The organism is Prevotella melaninogenica ATCC 25845 (assembly GCF_000144405.1).
Classification (GTDB): Bacteria; Bacteroidota; Bacteroidia; order Bacteroidales; family Bacteroidaceae; genus Prevotella; species Prevotella melaninogenica.
Window position 1 is genome coordinate 517,421 of sequence record NC_014370.1, and the last position, 20,844, is coordinate 538,264.

Consider the following 20,844-nt stretch of genomic DNA (forward strand, 5'->3'; position numbering starts at 1 on the left):
AATCTTTTTAATGATGGAATAAACGAACGCCAGTAAATGCCATTGTGATGTTGTATTTGTCACAAGTGTCAATAACATGGTCGTCACGAATACTTCCACCAGCCTGTGCTATATATTCTACACCACTCTTATACGCACGCTCTATGTTGTCGCCAAATGGGAAGAAAGCATCAGAACCGAGTGCAACACCCGTATTCTTGGCAATCCACTCTTTGCGTTCCTCACGTGTCAGAGGCTCTGGGCATTCTGTGAAGAACTGCTGCCATACACCATCCTGTAGTACATCTTCATACTCATCAGAGATGTAGATATTGATGGTGTTATCTCGATCGGCACGGCGAATACCCTTCTTAAATGGAAGATTCATAACCTTTGGACACTGGCGCAACCACCATTCGTCAGCCTTACTGCCAGCTAAGCGGGTGCAGTGGATACGACTCTGCTGTCCAGCACCAATACCAATCGCCTGTCCGTCCTTCACATAGCAAACAGAGTTACTCTGTGTATACTTCAATGTAATCAGCGAAATGATGAGATCACGCTTAGCATCCTCAGTGAATGTCTTGTTCTTTGTAGGGATGTTCTCGAAGAGTGCGGGATCATCAAGCTTCACTTCGTTGCGGCCCTGTTCAAATGTAATGCCGAAAACTTGCTTCTTCTCTATAGGAGCAGGCACATAGTTAGGGTCAATCTTAATGACATTGTATGCACCCTTACGCTTATCCTTCAGAATTTCTAAAGCCTCTGGAGTATAGTCAGGTGCGATAACACCATCGCTAACTTCACGCTTAATCAGCAACGCTGTCTCCTTATCGCAGGTGTCACTGAGTGCACAGAAGTCGCCATAAGAACACATACGGTCGGCTCCACGAGCACGTGCATAGGCGCTGGCAAGCGGTGTAAGCTCGAAGTCAACATCATCGACGAAGTAAATCTTCTTGAGTGTATCACTCAAAGGAAGACCTACTGCAGCACCAGCTGGGCTGACATGCTTGAACGATGCAGCTGCAGGCAGACCAGTAGCGGCCTTCAACTCTTTAACGAGTTGCCAGCTGTTGAGCGCATCAAGAAAGTTAATGTAGCCGGGACGACCACTGAGAACTGTGATTGGGAGTTCGCCTTCCTCCATATAGATACGTGAAGGCTTTTGGTTCGGATTGCATCCGTACTTAAGAGCTAATTCTTTCATATAACTTATGTGGTATATGTAAATTGGTAGTGCAAAGATAAGGAAAAATAATGGAATACGCTGTTACGCTTGTTGTTTTTAAGTAAATTAGGCGTGTTGGTTTGTTTCTTTTGAAGAAAATCAGTACTTTTACACTCGAAAAGAAAACAATCTTTGGAGCGGGAGGGTTATCCAGCGCAGGCTGAATACCCTCTGACTCCTCTAATCCCTTTAAATTACTTAAAGATATGCAAGCATTACACACAGACAAGGCACCTGCTGCAGTAGGTCCTTACAGTCAGGCTATTGAAGCCAATGGTTTTATTTTCGCATCTGGTTCACTTCCTATTGACCCAGCTACCAATGCTTTTGTTGAGGGTGGTGTGAAGGAACAAACTCGCCAGTCGCTCACTAATGTATGCAACGTGTTGGCTTCTGCAGGTGTAGACCTGTCTCATGTTGTTAAGACAACAGTATTCCTTTCTGATATGGAGAACTTCGCTGCGATGAATGAAGTTTATGCCGAGTTCTTCAAGGAACCTTATCCAGCACGTTCTGCATTCGCTGTAAAGGCTTTGCCAAAGGGTGCGCTTGTTGAGATTGAGTGCATCGCAGTGAAATAAATTGCATTGATTAGCCTAATAGCATACGCTTTCTGATGCGCTATTAGGTTGAAATGACGAAATATAAGCGTCCTTTTGTAATGGGTAGTATTCTATTTCTATCCTTACAGAAGGACGCTTGTTGTTTTCGTTTTGTATTCAAACAAGCGTAGTTTCATTGCTTTTCTGTTGTTGTGTGGATGGTCCGCACGTATGGTGTTGATGCTTCGCACATAGGGTGCTAACGCTTCGCACATGATGTGCGAAGCACTAAATGTTGTAAGATAGGCTGGTTATAAGAGGATAGAAAGTGGTAAATCAGATGCTATGTTACCCTGAATAATGTTTATTTGATTATGGTTTTGCTTATCCATAACTGATACATTATTTTCTATTTCAAAGCGATTTTATATAGCGTAGTACGTAATTTATATTTACACTCCTTGTTTACAAGTTTAATTAACATATTTAACTTTAAGAAAAGTCGTTGAATATTACTTAATTACTTATTCTTTTATTACTTTTGTACCACGTTAGTATATATAGTGAAGAATGAGAAATGAAAAAGAAGCTTAGAACCATTATCGAGGAGCTTGGTCAAAAGGCAAATATCCGCAGAGAATTGGCTTCTGACTTGGAAAGATTGTCCAGTAGGTTAGCACTTTATCACATTCACTTGGAATCGGCTTCATTGAAGAAAATTATTGGCTATTTCAAGGGGAAGGAAAAACCTTCTAAAAAGACTTTAGACAGGCTGGCTCTCTTTGCTGGTTTCCAGAATTGGAAAGACTTAAATGCGGCTTTGCATGGTGAAAATGATGCAAAGTTGAATTACGAAGATTAATTGCTCTGTAGAGAGATTGAGTAAGGGGAATTCTCTGAAAGGTTATCTCTGAAGGATTGTAGGGACATATGATGTGTTTATCTGTTAGCGATACCTATCACAAGATAAGCAAGGCATGGGTCCCTACATTATTTATATGTGTTTTTTATGATGAGAAGTTTTTATCTTTACACTCAAAAAACTGATAATAAGGAGTTTTAGACAGCGCAATATAATAACTCTTTCTCTCTTTCTTTCGTTAGCTTTATCAATAATGAATGTCTAATAATCCTTATTAATAGGTAAATAAAAAAGCCCGAAACCAATAGTTTCGGACTTTTATTTTCTTGGATTTCCAAGGGCTTACTTCTCTGCAACAACAGTTCTCTTCTCCTTGATGCGTGCAGCCTTACCTGTGAGTTCACGGAGGTAGTAGAGTTTCGCACGACGAACCTTACCGCGCTTGTTCACCTCGATAGAATCGATGTTTGGTGACTCGATTGGGAAGATACGCTCAACACCAATGGTGCCTGACATCTTACGAACTGTGAAACGCTTCTTCTCACCATGACCAGAAATCTTGATAACTACGCCACGGTAGAGCTGAATACGATGCTTGTTACCCTCGACGATTTTGTAAGCGACAGTGATAGTGTCACCAGCCTTGAACTCTGGGAACTGTTTGCCGGTTGCAAATGCTTCTTCAGCAACTTTAATTAAATCCATTTTTCTATTAATTAAATATTGTTTGTCGTTCCAACGTAACGTAATCCATGACTCTTCCACGATCAGCGGTTACGCCGAAAAGCGGTGCAAAGTTACTACTTTTCAATGAAATAACAAAGTAATTGTTAGCTTTTTAATGCTTATTTGTTGCAAGCACCTTGGCTATTTCTTTCTTAGCCTTTGCCATTTGCTTTTGGAAAGCATCAGATGATTGTACGGCAGCAAAGCCTACACTTGCGCAAAGACGGCCTGCATCAACATCGCTCTGATAGTGATAACCACAGATCACTCGGCTCTGACCATACTCGTAAGCATGCTTCATAATCTCGTTGCCACGTGATGGATTCAGCTCTGTCAAAGTCAATCCGAATATCCAACCGCGACAGGTATGACCTGAAGGATAAGAGCCGTTGTTAATCAACTCTGCCTCAAACTGTGGTTGAAGTGTATGCTCATGGAATTGTGCAAACGGACGTTTACGCATATATTTCGCTTTAGCACGGTCAACAGCGTGGTTGCCATCAATACCTATCATGCACATGAGTTTGTAGGTCTCTGGTGTCTTTTCTGGTGTGATAAGCAAACCAAAAGATGGAGCAAAGCCTACGAGAACAGAATCAACATCGAAGTTGGCGTCGAACTTAGCCTGTGCAGCACGTTCTTTGTCCTCTCTCATCTTTCGACCCCACCAATACTGACGGAAGTCATAGTCAAATTGATAAGATGCTGTGTCGGGTGGAGCTGGGAGGTAGATACCTGCATCTGGCATAGCTGCTTCTGGTATGAACGACTGTTTTTTGTAATCCTGCGCATTGACAGTCATGCCTACAAAGAGCATAACTATGCTAACGAACAAACTCTTTTTCATAATAATAAATGTTTTGTTGAATTAATTGATATGTATTGCAAAAGTAAGTAATTATGCGTTTCTGTCAAAAGTTTAATGACTTTTTAATAGTTGCATTCTGCGTTAGTGGTCTTTTAGTAGGGTTGCAACTATTGGCTTCCTGATGTATAAATGCCTGACAGTGTGCCTCTCATGTAGTAATGAAGGGTTATCTATACGTTGGTAGTAAATAGGGTGTGAAGAAATAAATAAGGTTTTTGAGAAGTAAGAGAATGGTTCTTCCGTTAAATGTGTGGACACTTTTCGTATTGCGTAAACGGATGAATCGAAGTTACTCATTAAACAAAAACATGGCTAAAACAGTTATCTATCTGTTCTATTATCATTCTCTGATATTGAAAACTATTTCATTTAAGACTTTGAAAATCTGTAGACAAGAGTCTGAAAAAACATTACATAATTTCGGGTAAAACATCTATAAAGGATGGCAAAAACACATATAAAAAGCAGGTTTGCAACCAACAGGAAATCAATTAGTTATAAAACGGAATAAGAAAAGGTGCTTAATTGGACTTCAAAAGGGCGTTAGTAAGGGGCTTAAAGGGCACCTTTTGCAAGTCAATTAGGCGTCTTTTAGAACCCAAAAGAGCATATATTAGTTTTGAATCACACGAAAATAATTTACAAACTTCAGTTAATAAGGGAATAAGTTGTTTGTATAAGACGGATAGACATCGCACCTAATTACATTTGTCATGTAGTTTACCCCTATTTGTAAAACCATTTAATTGAGGGTAATCATACCGGTGTTGGGTGATGGTTGTTGGGTGTTGAGTCTTTATAAAACAATCTTATTGGATGAAAGCATACCATGTATGTGGATTATTCTCATTCCAATAACAATCTACACATTTAACGGAAGAACTAAAAGAAAAGCAGGGAAGCGGTAGAATACTTGTTGTATTCCGTCTTCCCTGCTTATAGTTTATGATATACTTTAGGCTACTTCTGTATTTAGAAGGGTATCTTATATAATTATAAGAGGTAAACTTTACCTAACTTTACCTTGTTATATAATGTCCTTTTAGTACCTGAGAATAAGTATATCGAGTGTTTGAACATTAATACTTGAACACTGCAGTGAGTGTTATCTTGCGTCCATCAGCATGTGCATACTCTGCATTACGTGCCATCATCATAGATGCTGGTGTGTAATAAGTGTAGTTCAATAAGTTGGATACAGCCAAACTTAAGTCGCAAGCCTTCATCTTTACGCCTGCAGTAAGGTTCAGTAAGTTGATACGATTTACGATACCTTCACCCTCCTTATATACTCCTGAAGCATTAGGAGTAAATCTGTCACGCTTACCGGTGTGCATGTATTGCAGTTGGAGATAGGTGTTCTTGACAGGAGCATAGTTGACATACATTGCCAACTTAGCGGCTGGGATGGAAATGTTTGACATATATGTGTCCCAATCACCAGTAGCTGATTTGAGCTTACCTTCGAACCATGAGAAGTTAGCACCAGCCTTTAAGTTACGGAGAATTTGTGCATCTGCACTCAATTCAACGCCATACACCTTCTGTGGAGTACGGTTTACTACCCAGAAACCATTCTCTATCTTGAGGTCACTTCCAAGCTTAGAATAGGTGTAGAAAACAGATCCATTCAACTGCAACCAATGGTTAATATCAGAGTAAACACCCACCTCGTAGTTGTTTGTCTTTACAGGTTCTGTTGATATCTTAGAGAGTACATCAGCCTTGGCAGCACGTAATGTACGTCCTAAATCAAAGATAGAAAAACCTTGAGAGTAGGCTACGAAGGGTTGAAATGCGCGATATCTGTTATAGGAAAGACCAACGTTAAAAGACATATTATTATACTTTAGCTTTCCACCCTTGACCTGAACCTGTGGGTCGGAGAGCTTATTGCGCAATACATCATAGTCTGGTACGTTCACATTAATGAAGTCGTAACGTCCTCCTAATTTGAGGTTTAGGTGTTGCCAAAGTGTGGCCTTCACTTGAATAAAGGGTGCATGATTGTTACTTGTTAACCATGGTACCCAATATCTACCATCTACCAATGGTTGAGATGTCTTGTTGTAGAGATAGTCATAACCGTATGCTAAATGTGCAAAAGCATTCTCTGAGAATATAAGTCGAGTGTTAAACTGGGTGCGGAAACCAAACTTACGATCCTTAACAGCCGACTGTCCGCTTGTTTCTTCCCATCTTGGTTGTGCTGGGTTAGCCTTACGGAAGTCAAAGATAGTATATATTCCCGAACCATAAACAGATGCTTCTAAGTCGGTATGTTTGAATATATCCTTTGATGTAAACTTGAGGTAAGCATTGTGATTGTATCTTGTTCCCTCGTCAACAGCCTGTGGGTCCTTGCTGCCAATTATACCAATAGAAGGACTTTGGAGGTATTTTCCACCGAAAGGAATCAATTTCGTGTCTTGCAAACTACGATAGAAATTATACATTAACTCGATTCTGTTCTTTGAAGATAGGGAATAACCGAGGTTAACAAGTACGTTTGTTGTATAGGTATCACCGAGTCCGTAGCGTGGAGAGATAAACTTTCCATCACCATCAATAGCACTACCTGTACGTCCAAAAGCCCCATTTACGAGATAATCAAACTGTCCCAACCGACCATAAACTTGCTGGTTGATGCGATAACCTTGCCCTTTCCCGTGACGGAAGAAGTTATAAGTTGAACCTGAGAGAGTCGTCTCTCCAGCTACAGATCTGTTGGTGGTATTCTTCTTAGTTATGATGTTTATCAATCCTCCGATAGCACCATTACCATAGAGAGCGGTAGAACCTTTTACCACTTCTATATGGTCGATAGCAGCGATATCGATGGTTCGTATATCACGGTCTGTTGAACGTAAAGGAGTTGATTGAGGTATACCATCAATCAGGATGAGTGCACTTCTTCCACGAAGTGATTGTGCACGCGAGCTTGTGGTATTACTTGATAGAGCCATACCAGGTGTGAGCATGCCCAAGAGGTGGGTGATATCGGGAGCTGCCTTGCTCATTTCTGCTATTTGCTTTTGGTCAATAATCGTAACTGTTGCAGCCGCATTCTGCTTTATTTCAGGCATACGTGTGGTACTGATTGTTACTTCTTCGAGATGTTGTGTGGAGTCTTTAATCTCTTCTGATTGTGCATTACAAGGGATATTTGTAATTGCAAGCATTGCGAGAGATAGATAAATTGTTTCTTTCTTCATATAATACAATCCTATGAGTGTTAATTAACTTTTGCAAAAGTATTAATATTCTATAGAGCGTGCAATACCTAAAATGAGGTATATGTAGTTCTATGCACTTTATTTTGAACGTATTTTTCCATGTGATAATATATCTTTAATAATGCGACAAGCATTTGATTCGTTTTTTTTTCTTACTTTTGCATTATCTTTTTGAATATTATCGACTTCCGATGTTACCTAAGCATAGTAGGGTGAGCGACGTTTGAAGTTAATCAAAGTAGGGCTATTTCCTACTCTGATAAATATTTATGAGAACTATAAAAGTCATTATATATGTATAAAAAAACAGTTTATCTGTCTGGATTAACAGCATTATTAGCGTTGACGGGCTGTGCTTCTCATTATGAGTTAGCTGGCATTCAGCGTACACGTGTGCTGGTTGATAATCGATATGATGCTACTCCTGATGCAGGGGCTGCAAAGTTTATGGAACCATTTAAGCACAAGGTTGACTCGGTGATGGGACCTGTTGTGGGAGAGGTTGACCACGATATGGTGGCACACCGCCCAGAGAGCGATCTCTCTAATCTGTTGGCAGACATCATGGTGTGGGCTGCACGCGATTATAATGAGAAGGTTGACTTTGGTGTTTATAATATGGGTGGTATCCGTGCAGCCCTTTCTAAGGGTAAGATTACCTTTGGTGACGTGTTGGATATCGCACCTTTCGAGAATAAAATTTGCTTCGTAACACTTTCTGGTGAGAAACTTTTAGAGCTGTTCTCACAGATGGCTCATACCGGTGGTGAGGCTGTTAGCCATGGAGTAGAACTTGTTTTCACACGCGACCATAAGCTTAAATCGGCTCGTTTGCATGGTAAGGAGATTGATCCAAAGGCAAGTTATCGTATTGCTACGCTCGATTACTTAGCACAGGGTAATGATAAGATGGAGGCGTTTAAGTCTGCAACAAGTGTTGTTTCACCACAAGAAAGCAGTAACAACACACGTTTCATCATTATGAACTATTTCAAGGAGCAGACAGCTCAAGGTAAGGTGGTTAATGCTCACACAGAAGGACGTATCCGTGTGGAATAAATATTTAAGGAGTTAGGAAAATGAAAAGAAATATATTATTGATAATGTTCTGTTTCATGGCTGTTGTAGGTTTTGGACAGGACAAGAAACTGACAATCCTCCATACAAACGATACACATAGTCAGATTTATCCGCTAAGTCCTAATCTTGCTGATACGATGAAGGCTGATCGTGGTGGTTTTGTGCGTCGTATTGCAATGCTTAAAGAAGAGCGTGCAAAGACCCCAGACTTGCTACTCTTTGATAGTGGCGACTTCTCGCAAGGCTCACCTTATTACACAATGTTCAAGGGTGATGTTGAAGTGGGGCTGATGAATCAGATGCACTATGACGCTGCTACGATTGGTAATCATGAATTTGACTTTGGTTTGGATAATATGGTGCGCCTCTTTAAGAAGGCAAACTTCCCAATCGTTTGTGCAAACTATGATTTTAAAGGAACTGAATTAGCAAAGTTGGTTAAGCCATACATCATTTTGAAGCGTAACGGACTGAAGATTGGTGTCTTTGGTCTTGCTCCAAAATTGGATGGTTTGGTCGTGAAAGCTAACTATGGCCCAATTGTTTATAATGACCCTGTGGTATGCGCACAGAAGGTAATCAATGAATTAAAGGCAAAGAAGTGCGACCTTATTATCTGTATCTCTCACCTTGGATGGAATATAGAAGGGGTCAGTGATGAGGAGGTTATCGCAGGAACTCGTGGTCTTGACCTTGTATTAGGCGGTCACTCACATACCTATCTTACAAAGTTAGAGTACGTGAAAGACCTTGACGGCAAGCTGGTTGGCGAAGATCAGAATGGTAAGCATGCTATTTACGTAGGTAAGTTGGTGCTTGATATGAAGAAGATAAAGTAAGTCTTTCAATCGATAAGACCTATATATAAATAATGTGGGCTGTATCAGTATGATTGTCAATAGCAATCTTATTGATGCAGCCCACGGTCTTTTATACTTTCTAAAACGTTATTGAAAGTTTATCATTAAGCGAATACATAGCTAAAACTGTTCACTGTCTATTCTATTATCATCTTTCGACACAGAAAACCCCTTCTTTTAATATGTTGAAAATTACGCAAATAAGGATTTGAAAAATCATTACATAAATTCAAATAAAACATCTATAAATAAGGGCAAAAATACGTATGAAGAGTATGTCTGCAACCAACAGAAAATCAATTAGTTATAAAATGGTATAAGAAAAGGTGCTTAATTAGACCTTAAAAGGGCGTTAGTAAGACTTCAAAAGGGCACCTTTTGCAAGTCAATTAGGCGTCTTTTAGAAGCCAAAAGAGCATATATTAGATTTGAGTTGTGTGAAAATAGTTTACAAATAGTGTTTAATAAGGGGACAAGTTGTTTGTTGAAGCAGCTATCGTATCTATTTGTTTTTTGTTTTATGCATGGTATTAATTTGATGTAATCAATCTCGTTTATTTACAAGAACCAATCCCAATAGTAGCAGTTACGATTATTCAGCTACTATTGGACATTGATTACGATGTAAAAAGCTATAGCCTGATAGCGTTCTCGTATTATGAAAGGTGTTTGTGTGCACCTTTATCTTATGTAAATCTCACCAGACTTCTTGTCACTCTTTGCTTTCTTCATATTTTCCTGATACTTTTGAATGATAGGCTTCAGATATTTTTTTGATTTTGTTGTAATCAGCATCACGCCGCCAGTACGTGGATAAAATAGCTTGTTGAAGTCACCGTTTTTGATAACATTCACACTAATGATATCTTTCTGGTCAAGGTTATCGATGTTCTGTACCTCAACTCCATCTACAAGAAACACTGGTATGTTCAGACTATCTTGTTTCTCTTTAGTTTGTGCACTTATGTTCAAACTTGCTATGAGTGCAACGATTAGGATAATAGACTTTCTCATAATTCCTTTAGTTTATGAACTTTAGATTTTTATTTAGTAAATGAATAATTTTATAAATCTAACCTATGCAATTTTGAAGTTGCACTCCAAAATTACATAAAAAAGAACGTACGTACAAGTGAAAAGCGTGTTTTTAATAAAAAATCTATGCAATTTTGGAGTTCAACTTCAAAATTGCATAGATTCTGTTTACTTTTGATAAGTCTTTCTTCGTTATTAATCTTTTATGCTGTATCTATATTACTTGGCAAATAAAGGATCTACTCGAAGTAGAAAGTAAGTGCTATCATCTTAGCTCGTGTTTCGTTAACAGAGTTTGTGTACATGAGCATATTCTTGTCTTGGAGATTCTTTGCATGAATCTTGTCAAGACTGTTCATAAGACTATACATGAACTTTAACTCTGGGCGTAGCTTGAAATAAGGGAGATAGAAATCACAACCGAGTCCTACTTCTACGAAGACATCGCTACGTTTGAGCTTGATATAATCATTGTCCTTACCTGAAAGGTTGAGCATAGGGTTTAATCCTAACATCACGTAAGGGCGATGATTATTAAAGCGAGGAGCGGCTGCAATGAGGTCGAAAGCGCAAGAAACGTATGCCGTTTTGAGTTCTTGCACCTGCTCTGTAGGCTCTCCTTGTGCGTTAAGGTCTGTGATATTGCGGAAAGTTAGATGTCGTGTACCAAAGTACATGGCAGGTGCCATACGCAACTGAAAGGTAGAATTGAGGCGCAACTCACCCAATACACCCACTGTAAATCCTGCATCCCAACGGTCTTGATCGGCTGAAACAATCTTCTGAACTACTCCGTTGCCATCATCAAGGTCGACCATCTGTGGTCCAACATTGTTGAGTTCAAGGTCTTGTAGATGTGTGCCAACGAGTACACCGAAATGGAATTCACGCAGATCCGTATAAGGGCGGTTCTGCACTCTTCGTTCCTGTGCGTGGATTGTAAGCACAGAAGCCAATAGGATGAGGGCTACTAATATTCTTTTCATAATTAATCTTCAAACGTATTTCTACTGGTTTTATTGTCTATATTAATAAAGTTCTCGTCTAACTTTTCTGCCTTCTCATCCTTTTTAGGTAGGGAGTGGAAAGGATGTCTTGGCTAAATAGAGGTTAATCTGTTGTTTATAATTGTTCCAAAAGTTTATGTAATAGTCGATTTATCAGTAAGTTAACATATAGAATGTTTCATGTTTTTTATTTTTATGCCGTCTAAATATTTGTAATTTTTATCAATATGTTTAGGTATTCCAGAAATTATTTCTATCTTTGCATCATCAAATTTAGGTATTGAGCCTATTTGTAATACAAGAACATTATTAACATTATAAATTATTTATATTATGGCTTACGTAATTGGTAATGATTGTATCGCTTGTGGTACATGTATCGACGAATGTCCAGTAGAGGCTATCTCTGAGGGTGATATCTATAAAATTGATGCAGACGCTTGTACTGAGTGTGGTACTTGTGCATCAGTTTGTCCAAGTGAGGCTATCAGCCTTCCATAAGGTTTTATAACCTGTTACTGATTAAATTCACAAGGCGAGTCGAAAGGCTCGCCTTGTAAGTTTTATGATAGTTTGTAATGGGAATTATTAGTAGGAGCAATTGCGAACGCTATGAATAGTTGCTACTTCCTGATAAGTTTTCGTAGAACAGTAGATTTTTAGTGTAAATACACATTTAGTTTGTGGAGCTGCTTGGGCAATTGTTGAAATTCAATTTGCTGTCACTGCTGTCATTTGTTGTATGTGCTTAACTTGTTAGTTTACAGAGGAATAAACGAAGTGTTAAAAGTGACAGGAAATAGAAATAAAAATATTCTTGTAAGATATGTGTATGTACGATGAAGTTAAGAATAGCTTTATAATAAGATTTTTCCTGTCTGCTTAAACTCATGTTGAGGCGTGCATTGGGTTGTATAGAAAACAAAAAAAGGTTGGTAATCATAATGATTATCAACCTTTTTGTAGCGGGACGGGGCTACGATCCCCGGACCTCCGGATTATGAATCCGACGCTCTAACCAACTGAGCTATCCCGCCGTCCGTTTAACTTTCGTTCTTGAAAGCGGGTGCAAAGGTATGAAGAAAATATCATACTCGCAAATATTAAGTCGTTTTTTTTAACGGATATTCGATAAAAAGTTTTATATTTGCACCTGATAATAGGAATAAACGACTATATAACATGTTGTTATTTTGTGTGATAACTGCATTTCTTGGCTTGTAATATTACTGACGGATTTATCTGTTAGTTTGTTTGAAAGGCAATAAAATGGGGTTTTATTCGTTAAAGATATGTCCTTCTGTATGGCGCATGGAAAGAGAATTGTAGTTCTAACATGATGTAGACTATGTTGTCTCTAATGACTATTTGTACAACTGCTAAAAACTGACTTGTATGAAGAATGTCTTTTAATAGAATGTTTTTGAAGCGTTGATAGCAGAAAAAAAGAGAGTTGTAAAAAGAATAATATTAAACGTAATAATTGAAGATGAGTAAGAAAATCGAACTGGAATACGAATTGAAAACACGTTCGGGCAGTGCTGTGTGGGCACTGATTAGCACACCAATTGGTTTGATGAAATGGTTGGCAGATGAAGTAACGATTAATGAAGATGTGGCAACCTTTATTTGGGGTGACCCACTACGTGAACACGATACACATACAGCAACAGTTGTCGAAATGGTAAAAAACAATTATATACGTTTTCATTGGGAGTCGTCTGATAGTGATTCTTATTGGGAAATGAAGATGTTTCATAGCGAGATTGCTGGCAACTATCATCTGTTGGTTACTGACTTCGCTGATGATGATGTGGAAGGGTTGGAACAACTTTGGAATCAGAATATAGACCGCCTACATCGTATAACAGGAATGTAATCTTTTATAAATATATTGTAATCGGAATAGGGTATATGACACGACGTTGAAGTAGTCGTCCATATACTCTATTCTGTTGTTTAGAGGGGTTGTAAGAGAGGAATGATGTTCTTTGTTTACTCAGTATATTGTACAGATAGAGAAAGAAAGAGCCTTTCCAGTGTTACTTCTTTTGAAGTTGTAGCGCTTTATGGAGAAGATGTATAAACAAAAGAGTAAAGGGTAGAGGAGGGTAGATGTTATAAAAGGAAAGACACTGGTAAAAGAATAAAAATACTAAAAAAGACCATTACTCTGATATTTTTATGTAATTTTGCAAAAGGTAAGTCGTATTTTACAGATAAAAAGCAAGATTTCTTTGCTTTTATTCGTAATAGCTTCGCACATAAAATAAGGGAGGATAAGAACCTCGTTATTATATCATGTTTCAAATCAAGAAGTTAGATATATTCATTGCCAAGCAGTTTGGTATGCTTTTCATGGGAACATTCTTCATCAGCTTGTTTGTGTTGATGATGCAGTTCTTGTGGCGATATGTTGATGACTTGATTGGAAAAGGATTGTCAATGGACGTTCTTGGACAATTCTTTTGGTATATGAGCTTGATGATGGTGCCACAGGCACTTCCTTTGGCGATTCTTCTTTCATCGCTTATTTCTTATGGTAACCTTGGCGAAAGTTCAGAGTTGACAGCAATAAAAGCAGCTGGTATCTCTTTGATTCAGTCGTTTAGAGGACTGATTGTTGTTAGTATTTTTATTGCTTTTGGCTCTTTTTACTTCCAAAATAATGTAGGACCAATAGCACATAAACATATAGCCCAACTGCTTATCTCTATGAAGCAGAAGAGTCCTGAGTTGGAAATCCCAGAAGGAATCTTCTATGATGGTATTCCACAAACCAATCTCTACGTAGAGAAGAAAGACTTGAAGACAGGTCACCTATATAATATTATGGTGTACCGAATGACGGATAGCTACGAAGATCAGGCTATTATCCTTGCAGACTCAGGTATGTTGCAGTCTACAGCGGATAAGAAACATCTTGTTCTTAACCTATGGAGTGGCGAGTGGTTTGAGAATATGCGCTCACAGGAAATGGGAAATAGTGCCAGTGTTCCATATCGTCGAGAGACATTTGCACACAAGCATATTGTTCTTGATTTCGATGGAGACTTCAATCTTACGGACATGGCTGGTATCTCTAACGATGCCCGTACGAAGAGTATTCAGAAGATACAGCACGACAAAGACTCCTTAGTGCATGTTTATGATAGTGTGGGTAATGCGTTTTATAAGGATGCGCAGACTGTTTATTATCGAGAACCTAATCTTAAAGCTTCAGAAAAGAAACAGGCAATTAAACTGTCGGGAGAAAAGGCTTTTAACGTAGACTCGGTATTTAAAAAGCTTCCTGCAGACCAGCGTCGTTATGTTATTGACCAAGCGTTGTCTACCGTTCAGCAAGAAGTTAGCGACCTTGACTTTAAGAGTATGATAACCAGCGATGGTGATAGGCTAATCCGTCTACATGATATTGAGACGATTAACAAGTTCACCTTGTCGTTGATATGTATTATCTTCTTCTTTATCGGAGCTCCACTTGGTGCGATTATCCGTAAGGGAGGATTGGGTATTCCTATCATTATCAGCGTTATCGTGTTCATTATTTTTTATATCCTCGATAATACTGGTTATCGAATGTCACGTCAGGGAGACTGGGCGATATGGTTTGGTAAAGGATTGTCTATGGCTGTTCTTATCCCAATGGCTGTATTCTTCACCTACAAGGCGAACAATGATTCAACAGTGTTCAATGCGGATATGTATAAGAACATGTTGATGAAGATGTTTGGAATGCGTGTGAAACGTAGTGTGGCCAGCAAGGAGGTTATCTTAAATGACCCTGATTATAGCAAGGCAGCAGAACAACTCAATGATTTGAACGTAAGAATTACGGAGTATGCTAAGACACGCAGGTTGAAGTCTGCGCCTAATATTATAAAGGTGTTCTTCCGCTATCATACGGATCATGTCATTGAGAAGATTAATGATGAACTTGAAAATGTCATAGAAGACTTAGGCAATACGCGTAATAAAGTCATCATGGCAGAATTAAATAAATACCCAATATTAGCAGTAAAGGCACATACAAGACCATTCGATCATAAGTGGTCGAACATTCTTGCAGCAGTTATAGTGCCTGCTGGTATTTTCTTCTACTTCCGAATGTGGCGTTTCCGCTTACGTCTTTATCGCGACCTTCGTACTATTATTAGCTGTAATGATACGATTATCGCAGAGATACAACGTATAAAGGAAAAAGAAGAAGCAAGGGGCTATTGATAAAAACAATATAAATCAGTAACTATATGGAAGATTTTAAACTCGATAGCATCGAGGATGCACTGAAAGACTTTCGGGAAGGAAAGTTCGTTATCGTAGTAGATGATGAAGACCGAGAGAATGAAGGCGACCTTATTATGGCTGCAGAAATGATAACGCCAGAGAAGGTTAACTTCATGTTGAAGAATGCACGAGGTGTGCTTTGTGTTCCTATAACGATATCACGTGCGGAAGAATTAGATTTACCTCATCAGGTTTCTGATAATACTTCAGTACTTGGAACTCCTTTCACCGTTACGGTTGATAAGTTGGAAGGCTGTTCAACAGGTGTGTCTACACACGACCGTGCTGAAACAATTAAGGCTTTGGCAGATCCTAATTCTACTCCTCAGACTTTTGGCCGTCCTGGACATGTCAATCCACTTTATGCTCAGGATAATGGTGTTTTGCGTCGTTCGGGTCATACTGAAGCTGCTGTTGACCTCTGTAAGCTTGCAGGTTGTTTCCCAGCAGGTGTGTTAATGGAGATTATGAACGAAGATGGTACAATGGCTCGTATGCCTGATTTGCAGAAGCGTGCAAAGGAGTGGGATATGAAGATTATCAGTATCAAGGACATTATTGCCTATCGTTTGAAGAAGGAAACAAGTATTGTCGTTGGTGAGGAAGTAGAACTCCCTACACAATATGGTATGTTTCACTTGATTCCATTCCGTCAAGCAAATGGCTTGGAACACATGGCTCTTATCAAGGGTACATGGAAAGAGGATGAACCAGTACTTGTACGTGTACACTCATCATGTGCAACGGGTGACATCCTTGGTAGTCAGCGTTGTGATTGTGGCGAACAGCTTCACAAGGCAATGGAGATGATTGAGAAAGAAGGCAAGGGTGTTATCATCTATATGCAGCAGGAAGGTCGTGGCATTGGTTTGATGAATAAGATTGCAGCCTATAAGTTGCAAGAGCAAGGCCTTGATACGGTTGAGGCTAACCTTCATCTTGGTTTCCGTCCAGACGAACGCGATTATGGTTGTGGAGCGCAGATGTTGCGCCATCTTGGTATTCATAAGATGCGTTTGATAACAAACAATCCAACGAAGCGAGTAGGCCTTGAGGCTTATGGCTTAGAGATAGAGGAGAATGTACCTATTGAGATTACTCCAAATAAGTTTGACTATCGCTATCTGAAGACCAAGCGTGATCGTATGGGACACGACTTGCATCTGTAAGTGTAATGACAAATACGAAGGCTTTAAGATAAGTCTTATAATGAATCCCACTATAGAGAAATGACTTGTTTCTCTGTGGTGGGATTCTTAATTTGTAGGCTTAAAAGAATGCCATTGTTATATCCTTTTATAGTTTTGTTTATAAAGAGTTCATTTATTATATAATTGTTTAATTTAAACTGTCAAATCGGCAGTAAAAATGTTATATAGATAAAATAAAGAAAGAAAAGTTGCGTTATCAAAATGATTTTGCGTACTTTTGTACTTGATATTATTTATAAAGAAAGATAAGGTTCGAAATGGCACAACTATCAGATCGTTTAAATCGATTGGCGCCTTCTGAGACATTAGCAATGTCACAGAAGAGTAGTGAAATGAAAGCGCAGGGAATTGATGTTATCAACATGAGTGTGGGAGAACCAGACTTCATGACTCCTGATCATGTTAAGGAGGCGGGCAAAAAGGCTATTGATGATAACTTCTCTAAGTATTCTCCTGTTCCTGGTTATCCTGCTTTGAGAGAGGCTATCTCAAAGAAGCTGAAAGATGAAAACAATCTTGATTATGCTGCATCAGAGATTATTGTTGGTACTGGTGGTAAGCAAGGCGTTTGCAATGCTGTTTTGGCTTTGGTGAATCCAGGTGATGAGGTGATTATTCCTGCACCTTATTGGGTGAGCTATCCACAGATGGTTAAACTCGCTGGCGGTGTTCCTGTTGTTGTTTCTGCAGGAATTGAGCAAGACTTTAAGATTACCGCAGAGCAGTTAGAAGAGGCTATTACACCAAAGACAAAGATGATAATTCTTTGCTCTCCAAGTAATCCTACTGGTAGTGTTTATGCTGCAGAGGAGTTGGAGGCTTTGTCAAAGGTTGTCTTGGCACATGAAGACGTGTTTGTTCTTTCAGATGAGATTTACGAACACATTAGTTATATAGGTGGTCATTGCAGTATCGCATCTTGTTCTGGAATGAAAGAACGTACGATTCTTTGTAACGGAGTTAGTAAGGCTTATGCTATGACTGGCTGGAGAATCGGTTGGGTAGCAGCACCAGAGTGGATTGTAAAGGGTCTCAATAAGTTGCAAGGACAATATACGTCAGGTACATGTAGCGTAAGTCAGATGGCTGCTGTTGCGGCATATGTTGAAGATCAAGCTTGTGTAACAGAGTATCGAGAGACATTCCGTCGCCGTCGTGATCTGATTGTTAGTCTGGCAAAAGAAATCCCTGGACTTGAGGTAAATGTGCCACAAGGTGCATTCTATCTCTTCCCTAAATGTTCCAGCTTCTTTGGAAAGACAGATGGCAAGCATGTGATTAACAACTCATCCGACCTTGCTATGTATATTCTTGAAGAAGGATGTGTAGCAACAGTGGGTGGTGATGCTTTTGGTGCTCCAGACTGTTTTAGAATGAGTTATGCAACAAGTGATGAAAATATAAAGGAAGCGCTTCGTCGTATTAAAGAAGTACTTTCAAAACTTAAATAGGAATCGGAAATGCAGATAGTAATAAAGATGAGATAGAAACTGTACATTTATAACTGTTAAATGTTATTAATCGTAGCTGTAGTTTTCTTTTAATTACTATCTTTGCGGAGATAAGAAGCAGTGTTGAACTCCCTTTTATAATGGCGGTAAGATACAAATGCTTATAAATCAGAAAGATATTAACAAATTAATTCATTAATAACCTAAAAATTAAAATTTTATCAAATTATGGCAACTACACAACAAAAACCAGTCCCACAGAAAAAGTCTGAGGGCTTCACAGGAGTTAGAGGTGCATTCTGGATTATCGTCGTTTGCGCTGTCGTTGCGTTCACATTGTTCTACACATGGTTCGGTAACCCAATGCACTTCCAGGATGGAGCAGTACGTGAGAACCCAGCAGACGTTTGGGGTACCATCTTTAAGGGTGGCGTAGTCGTTCCTGTTATCCACACTCTCTTGTTGACAGTGCTCGCTATGTCTATCGAGCGTTGGATGGCTTTGAAGACTGCTTTCGGTAAGGGTGCCCTTCCAAAGTTCGTTGCAAACATCAAGAGTGCTCTTAACGCAAATGACCTTGCTAAGGCTAACCAGCTCTGCGATCAGCAGAAGGGTTCTGTAGCAAACGTTGTTAAGGCTTCTTTGAACGCTTACAAGGATATGGAGACTGGTGCTAATGCTAACCTTAAGAAGGCTCAGAAGGTAGCTAAGATTCAGCAGGCTCACGAGGAGGCTACTCAGCTCGAGATGCCAACTCTGACAATGAACCTCCCTATCATTGCTACTCTCGTAACACTTGGTACTCTTACTGGTCTTCTCGGTACTGTAACCGGTATGATCAAGTCGTTCTCTGCTCTTGCTGCAGGTGGTGGTGCTGACTCTGCTGCACTTTCTGCTGGTATTTCTGAGGCGTTGATCAACACCGCATTCGGTATTGCAACATCTTGGTGTGCGGTAGTTTCTTATGGTTACTACTCTAACAAGGTTGACAAGTTGACTTTTGCCCTCGACGAGGTTGGTTATTCTATCGCTCAGACATACGAAGTAAACCACACAGACGAGGCTTAATTTTTGCTAACCCTTTAATAATTTATCGCTATGGGTAAAGTAAAAGTTAAGAAGAATGACACTTTTATCGACATGACGCCTATGTCAGACGTTATGACCCTGTTGCTTACCTTCTTCATGCTGACATCAACGTTCGTTAAGAACGAGCCAGTGAAGGTAAATACTCCAGGTTCTGTGTCTGAAACTAAGGTGCCTGAGAATGGTGTCTTGACAATTCTTGTGAGTCCAGAAAAGGGACCTACAGGAAAGCCTACTGGCGAAGGCCAGGTATTTTTGAGCTACGATAACACCAATGAGTTGGGACAAATCGTAGATAATATGGGCATTACATTGACTCCTGCACAGAAGAAAACTTTTGTTGCTGAGTCTACATTTGGTACTCCGCTCGATAAGTTAGCTGCTTATTTATCAAAGCCAGCTGCTGAGCGTGGTAAAGAACTCCCTAAGATGGGTATTCCTCTCGATAGTATCCAAGGACAGGAGATGACTGAGTTCCAACAGTGGGTTAACGCAGCCCGCCAGGTGAACCCTAAGGTTAGACTTGCTATCAAGTCTGATTCCGATTCTCCTTATGGTACCGTTAAGAAGGTAATGAGTGAACTCCAGGACATGGATGAGAGCCATTACTATATGATCACACAGTTGGACGCTAAAAAGGCTGCGCAGGCAGCTAATAAGTAAGGAGATCAAAGTATGGAAATGATGGATACAGGAAAAGAAGGCGGCAAGCAGAAGAAGATGACCGTCCGCGTAGACTTTACGCCGATGGTGGATATGCTTATGTTGCTGATTACCTTCTTCATGCTTTGTACTTCACTTAGCAAGCCTTCAACTATGGAGTTGACGATGCCAAGTAATGATAAAACTCAGAAGGACACTCAGAAGAATGAGGCCAAGGAGTCACACTCTATTACGATTTACATTGCTGACGGAGATAAAATCTTCTACGGTAATGGTAAACCAGAGTATGATAACGCTAATTGGTTGAAGCCAGCTGATTGGAGTAACACTCCAAGTGGTATTCGCTACGTTCTTCAGCATAAGCAGGTGGGTGACCCTTCAACAGGCGATCCAGTTTCTATCCCATATCAGGATATGGACATCGCTGTGAAGGAACTGAATCGTAAGAAACAGGAAAATCCAAAGGCTTATCCAGATAGTATTTATCAGGCTGATTTGTCCGCGATCAAAACTGGTATGATTAATGGCAAGAAGGTTTCTACTATGACTGTCATTATCAAGCCAACTGATCAAGCTTCTTATCGTCATTTGGTAGACATCCTCGATGAAATGCAGATTTCATATATTGGAACTTACGTCATTGACAAGCTGACAGACCAAGACAAGGCTCTCTTAGCCAAGAAAGGTATAAAGGCTTAATCACTGAATAGTAACAATTAA

The 20,844-nt window shown here is 39.5% G+C and carries 18 protein-coding genes and 1 tRNA gene; 12 read left to right on the forward strand and 7 right to left on the reverse strand.

Going from position 1 to position 20,844, the window contains the following annotated elements; all coding sequences use genetic code 11:
• Positions 1–7 precede the first annotated feature (7 nt).
• Positions 8–1,189: a phosphoribosylaminoimidazolecarboxamide formyltransferase gene (locus HMPREF0659_RS01990; RefSeq protein ID WP_013264924.1), complete on the reverse strand. Its 1,182-nt coding sequence runs from the start codon at positions 1,187–1,189 to the stop codon at positions 8–10.
• A 227-nt stretch (positions 1,190–1,416) separates the two neighbouring features.
• Here HMPREF0659_RS01990 and HMPREF0659_RS01995 point away from each other — a divergent pair, with 227 nt between their 5' ends.
• Together HMPREF0659_RS01995 and HMPREF0659_RS02000 are read left to right on the forward strand one after the other, a co-directional pair.
• Entirely contained in the window at positions 1,417–1,791 is a 375-nt protein-coding gene (locus HMPREF0659_RS01995; RefSeq protein ID WP_013263865.1) for a RidA family protein, read from the forward strand.
• Positions 1,792–2,329: 538 nt separating this feature from the next.
• Positions 2,330–2,614 carry a hypothetical protein gene (locus tag HMPREF0659_RS02000; protein ID WP_013264554.1) on the forward strand — a complete coding sequence of 95 codons (285 nt, stop codon included), beginning with the start codon at positions 2,330–2,332 and terminating at the stop codon, positions 2,612–2,614.
• Positions 2,615–2,956: 342 nt separating this feature from the next.
• On the opposite strand, the gene rplS is transcribed toward HMPREF0659_RS02000, so the two are convergent.
• From rplS to HMPREF0659_RS02015, 3 genes are all read right to left on the reverse strand, one after another.
• Positions 2,957–3,319 carry a 50S ribosomal protein L19 gene (rplS, locus tag HMPREF0659_RS02005; protein WP_013263992.1) on the reverse strand — a complete coding sequence of 121 codons (363 nt, stop codon included), beginning with the start codon at positions 3,317–3,319 and terminating at the stop codon, positions 2,957–2,959.
• Positions 3,320–3,452: 133 nt separating this feature from the next.
• Entirely contained in the window at positions 3,453–4,187 is a 735-nt protein-coding gene (locus tag HMPREF0659_RS02010) for an acid phosphatase (protein WP_036925270.1), read from the reverse strand.
• A gap of 1,100 nt (positions 4,188–5,287) precedes the next feature.
• The gene (locus tag HMPREF0659_RS02015) at positions 5,288–7,423 is read right to left on the reverse strand and encodes a TonB-dependent receptor (RefSeq protein ID WP_013264196.1); all 2,136 of its coding nucleotides are present in this window, start codon (positions 7,421–7,423) and stop codon (positions 5,288–5,290) included.
• A 315-nt stretch (positions 7,424–7,738) separates the two neighbouring features.
• Here HMPREF0659_RS02015 and HMPREF0659_RS02020 point away from each other — a divergent pair, with 315 nt between their 5' ends.
• Positions 7,739–8,503 carry a 5'-nucleotidase C-terminal domain-containing protein gene (locus HMPREF0659_RS02020; protein WP_013263849.1) on the forward strand — a complete coding sequence of 255 codons (765 nt, stop codon included), beginning with the start codon at positions 7,739–7,741 and terminating at the stop codon, positions 8,501–8,503.
• A gap of 20 nt (positions 8,504–8,523) precedes the next feature.
• Entirely contained in the window at positions 8,524–9,363 is an 840-nt protein-coding gene (locus HMPREF0659_RS02025; protein ID WP_013264518.1) for a bifunctional metallophosphatase/5'-nucleotidase, read from the forward strand.
• 702 nt (positions 9,364–10,065) lie between these two features.
• On the opposite strand, the gene HMPREF0659_RS02030 is transcribed toward HMPREF0659_RS02025, so the two are convergent.
• Positions 10,066–10,398: a hypothetical protein gene (locus tag HMPREF0659_RS02030; protein WP_013264115.1), complete on the reverse strand. Its 333-nt coding sequence runs from the start codon at positions 10,396–10,398 to the stop codon at positions 10,066–10,068.
• 260 nt (positions 10,399–10,658) lie between these two features.
• Positions 10,659–11,405, reverse strand: coding sequence for a type IX secretion/gliding motility protein PorT/SprT (porT, locus tag HMPREF0659_RS02035; RefSeq protein WP_013264787.1), 747 nt, complete (start codon positions 11,403–11,405; stop codon positions 10,659–10,661).
• Between the two features lie 354 nt (positions 11,406–11,759).
• Here porT and HMPREF0659_RS02040 point away from each other — a divergent pair, with 354 nt between their 5' ends.
• On the forward strand, positions 11,760–11,927 hold the full coding sequence (locus HMPREF0659_RS02040) for a DUF362 domain-containing protein (protein ID WP_004360420.1): 168 nt from the start codon (positions 11,760–11,762) through the stop codon (positions 11,925–11,927).
• Between the two features lie 462 nt (positions 11,928–12,389).
• Here the strand turns inward: HMPREF0659_RS02040 and HMPREF0659_RS02045 are convergent.
• Positions 12,390–12,463: transfer RNA gene (locus HMPREF0659_RS02045), tRNA-Met, on the reverse strand.
• Between the two features lie 452 nt (positions 12,464–12,915).
• Between HMPREF0659_RS02045 and HMPREF0659_RS02050 the strand changes: the two genes are divergently transcribed.
• The 7 genes from HMPREF0659_RS02050 to HMPREF0659_RS02080 all read left to right on the forward strand — a co-directional run bounded on the left by HMPREF0659_RS02050 (position 12,916) and on the right by HMPREF0659_RS02080 (position 20,823).
• Positions 12,916–13,305, forward strand: a complete 390-nt coding sequence (locus tag HMPREF0659_RS02050) for an START-like domain-containing protein (protein WP_013264096.1) — start codon at positions 12,916–12,918, stop codon at positions 13,303–13,305.
• A gap of 422 nt (positions 13,306–13,727) precedes the next feature.
• On the forward strand, positions 13,728–15,650 hold the full coding sequence (locus HMPREF0659_RS02055; protein ID WP_013264671.1) for an LptF/LptG family permease: 1,923 nt from the start codon (positions 13,728–13,730) through the stop codon (positions 15,648–15,650).
• 26 nt (positions 15,651–15,676) lie between these two features.
• On the forward strand, positions 15,677–16,882 hold the full coding sequence (locus tag HMPREF0659_RS02060) for a bifunctional 3,4-dihydroxy-2-butanone-4-phosphate synthase/GTP cyclohydrolase II (RefSeq protein ID WP_013263935.1): 1,206 nt from the start codon (positions 15,677–15,679) through the stop codon (positions 16,880–16,882).
• A 299-nt stretch (positions 16,883–17,181) separates the two neighbouring features.
• Complete coding sequence (locus tag HMPREF0659_RS02065; RefSeq protein WP_013264543.1) at positions 17,182–18,375, forward strand: pyridoxal phosphate-dependent aminotransferase; 1,194 nt, start codon at positions 17,182–17,184, stop codon at positions 18,373–18,375.
• A gap of 228 nt (positions 18,376–18,603) precedes the next feature.
• Positions 18,604–19,443, forward strand: coding sequence for a MotA/TolQ/ExbB proton channel family protein (locus HMPREF0659_RS02070; RefSeq protein WP_013264978.1), 840 nt, complete (start codon positions 18,604–18,606; stop codon positions 19,441–19,443).
• Positions 19,444–19,473: 30 nt separating this feature from the next.
• Entirely contained in the window at positions 19,474–20,124 is a 651-nt protein-coding gene (locus HMPREF0659_RS02075; protein WP_004360426.1) for an ExbD/TolR family protein, read from the forward strand.
• Positions 20,125–20,136: 12 nt separating this feature from the next.
• A complete protein-coding gene (locus HMPREF0659_RS02080; RefSeq protein WP_013264757.1) occupies positions 20,137–20,823 on the forward strand; it encodes an ExbD/TolR family protein in 687 nt (228 codons plus the stop codon).
• The last annotated feature ends 21 nt before the right edge of the window (positions 20,824–20,844 follow it).

Bases quoted from the DNA above. Each gene is read 5' to 3' on its own strand.
- HMPREF0659_RS01990 (WP_013264924.1), bottom strand. From the start codon at position 1,189: ATGAAAGAATTAGCTCTTAAGTACGGATGCAATCCGAACCAAAAGCCT.
- HMPREF0659_RS01995 (WP_013263865.1), top strand. From the start codon at position 1,417: ATGCAAGCATTACACACAGACAAGGCACCTGCTGCAGTAGGTCCTTAC.
- HMPREF0659_RS02000 (WP_013264554.1), top strand. From the start codon at position 2,330: ATGAAAAAGAAGCTTAGAACCATTATCGAGGAGCTTGGTCAAAAGGCA.
- rplS (WP_013263992.1), bottom strand. From the start codon at position 3,319: ATGGATTTAATTAAAGTTGCTGAAGAAGCATTTGCAACCGGCAAACAG.
- HMPREF0659_RS02010 (WP_036925270.1), bottom strand. From the start codon at position 4,187: ATGAAAAAGAGTTTGTTCGTTAGCATAGTTATGCTCTTTGTAGGCATG.
- HMPREF0659_RS02015 (WP_013264196.1), bottom strand. From the start codon at position 7,423: ATGAAGAAAGAAACAATTTATCTATCTCTCGCAATGCTTGCAATTACA.
- HMPREF0659_RS02020 (WP_013263849.1), top strand. From the start codon at position 7,739: ATGTATAAAAAAACAGTTTATCTGTCTGGATTAACAGCATTATTAGCG.
- HMPREF0659_RS02025 (WP_013264518.1), top strand. From the start codon at position 8,524: ATGAAAAGAAATATATTATTGATAATGTTCTGTTTCATGGCTGTTGTA.
- HMPREF0659_RS02030 (WP_013264115.1), bottom strand. From the start codon at position 10,398: ATGAGAAAGTCTATTATCCTAATCGTTGCACTCATAGCAAGTTTGAAC.
- porT (WP_013264787.1), bottom strand. From the start codon at position 11,405: ATGAAAAGAATATTAGTAGCCCTCATCCTATTGGCTTCTGTGCTTACA.
- HMPREF0659_RS02040 (WP_004360420.1), top strand. From the start codon at position 11,760: ATGGCTTACGTAATTGGTAATGATTGTATCGCTTGTGGTACATGTATC.
- HMPREF0659_RS02050 (WP_013264096.1), top strand. From the start codon at position 12,916: ATGAGTAAGAAAATCGAACTGGAATACGAATTGAAAACACGTTCGGGC.
- HMPREF0659_RS02055 (WP_013264671.1), top strand. From the start codon at position 13,728: ATGTTTCAAATCAAGAAGTTAGATATATTCATTGCCAAGCAGTTTGGT.
- HMPREF0659_RS02060 (WP_013263935.1), top strand. From the start codon at position 15,677: ATGGAAGATTTTAAACTCGATAGCATCGAGGATGCACTGAAAGACTTT.
- HMPREF0659_RS02065 (WP_013264543.1), top strand. From the start codon at position 17,182: ATGGCACAACTATCAGATCGTTTAAATCGATTGGCGCCTTCTGAGACA.
- HMPREF0659_RS02070 (WP_013264978.1), top strand. From the start codon at position 18,604: ATGGCAACTACACAACAAAAACCAGTCCCACAGAAAAAGTCTGAGGGC.
- HMPREF0659_RS02075 (WP_004360426.1), top strand. From the start codon at position 19,474: ATGGGTAAAGTAAAAGTTAAGAAGAATGACACTTTTATCGACATGACG.
- HMPREF0659_RS02080 (WP_013264757.1), top strand. From the start codon at position 20,137: ATGGAAATGATGGATACAGGAAAAGAAGGCGGCAAGCAGAAGAAGATG.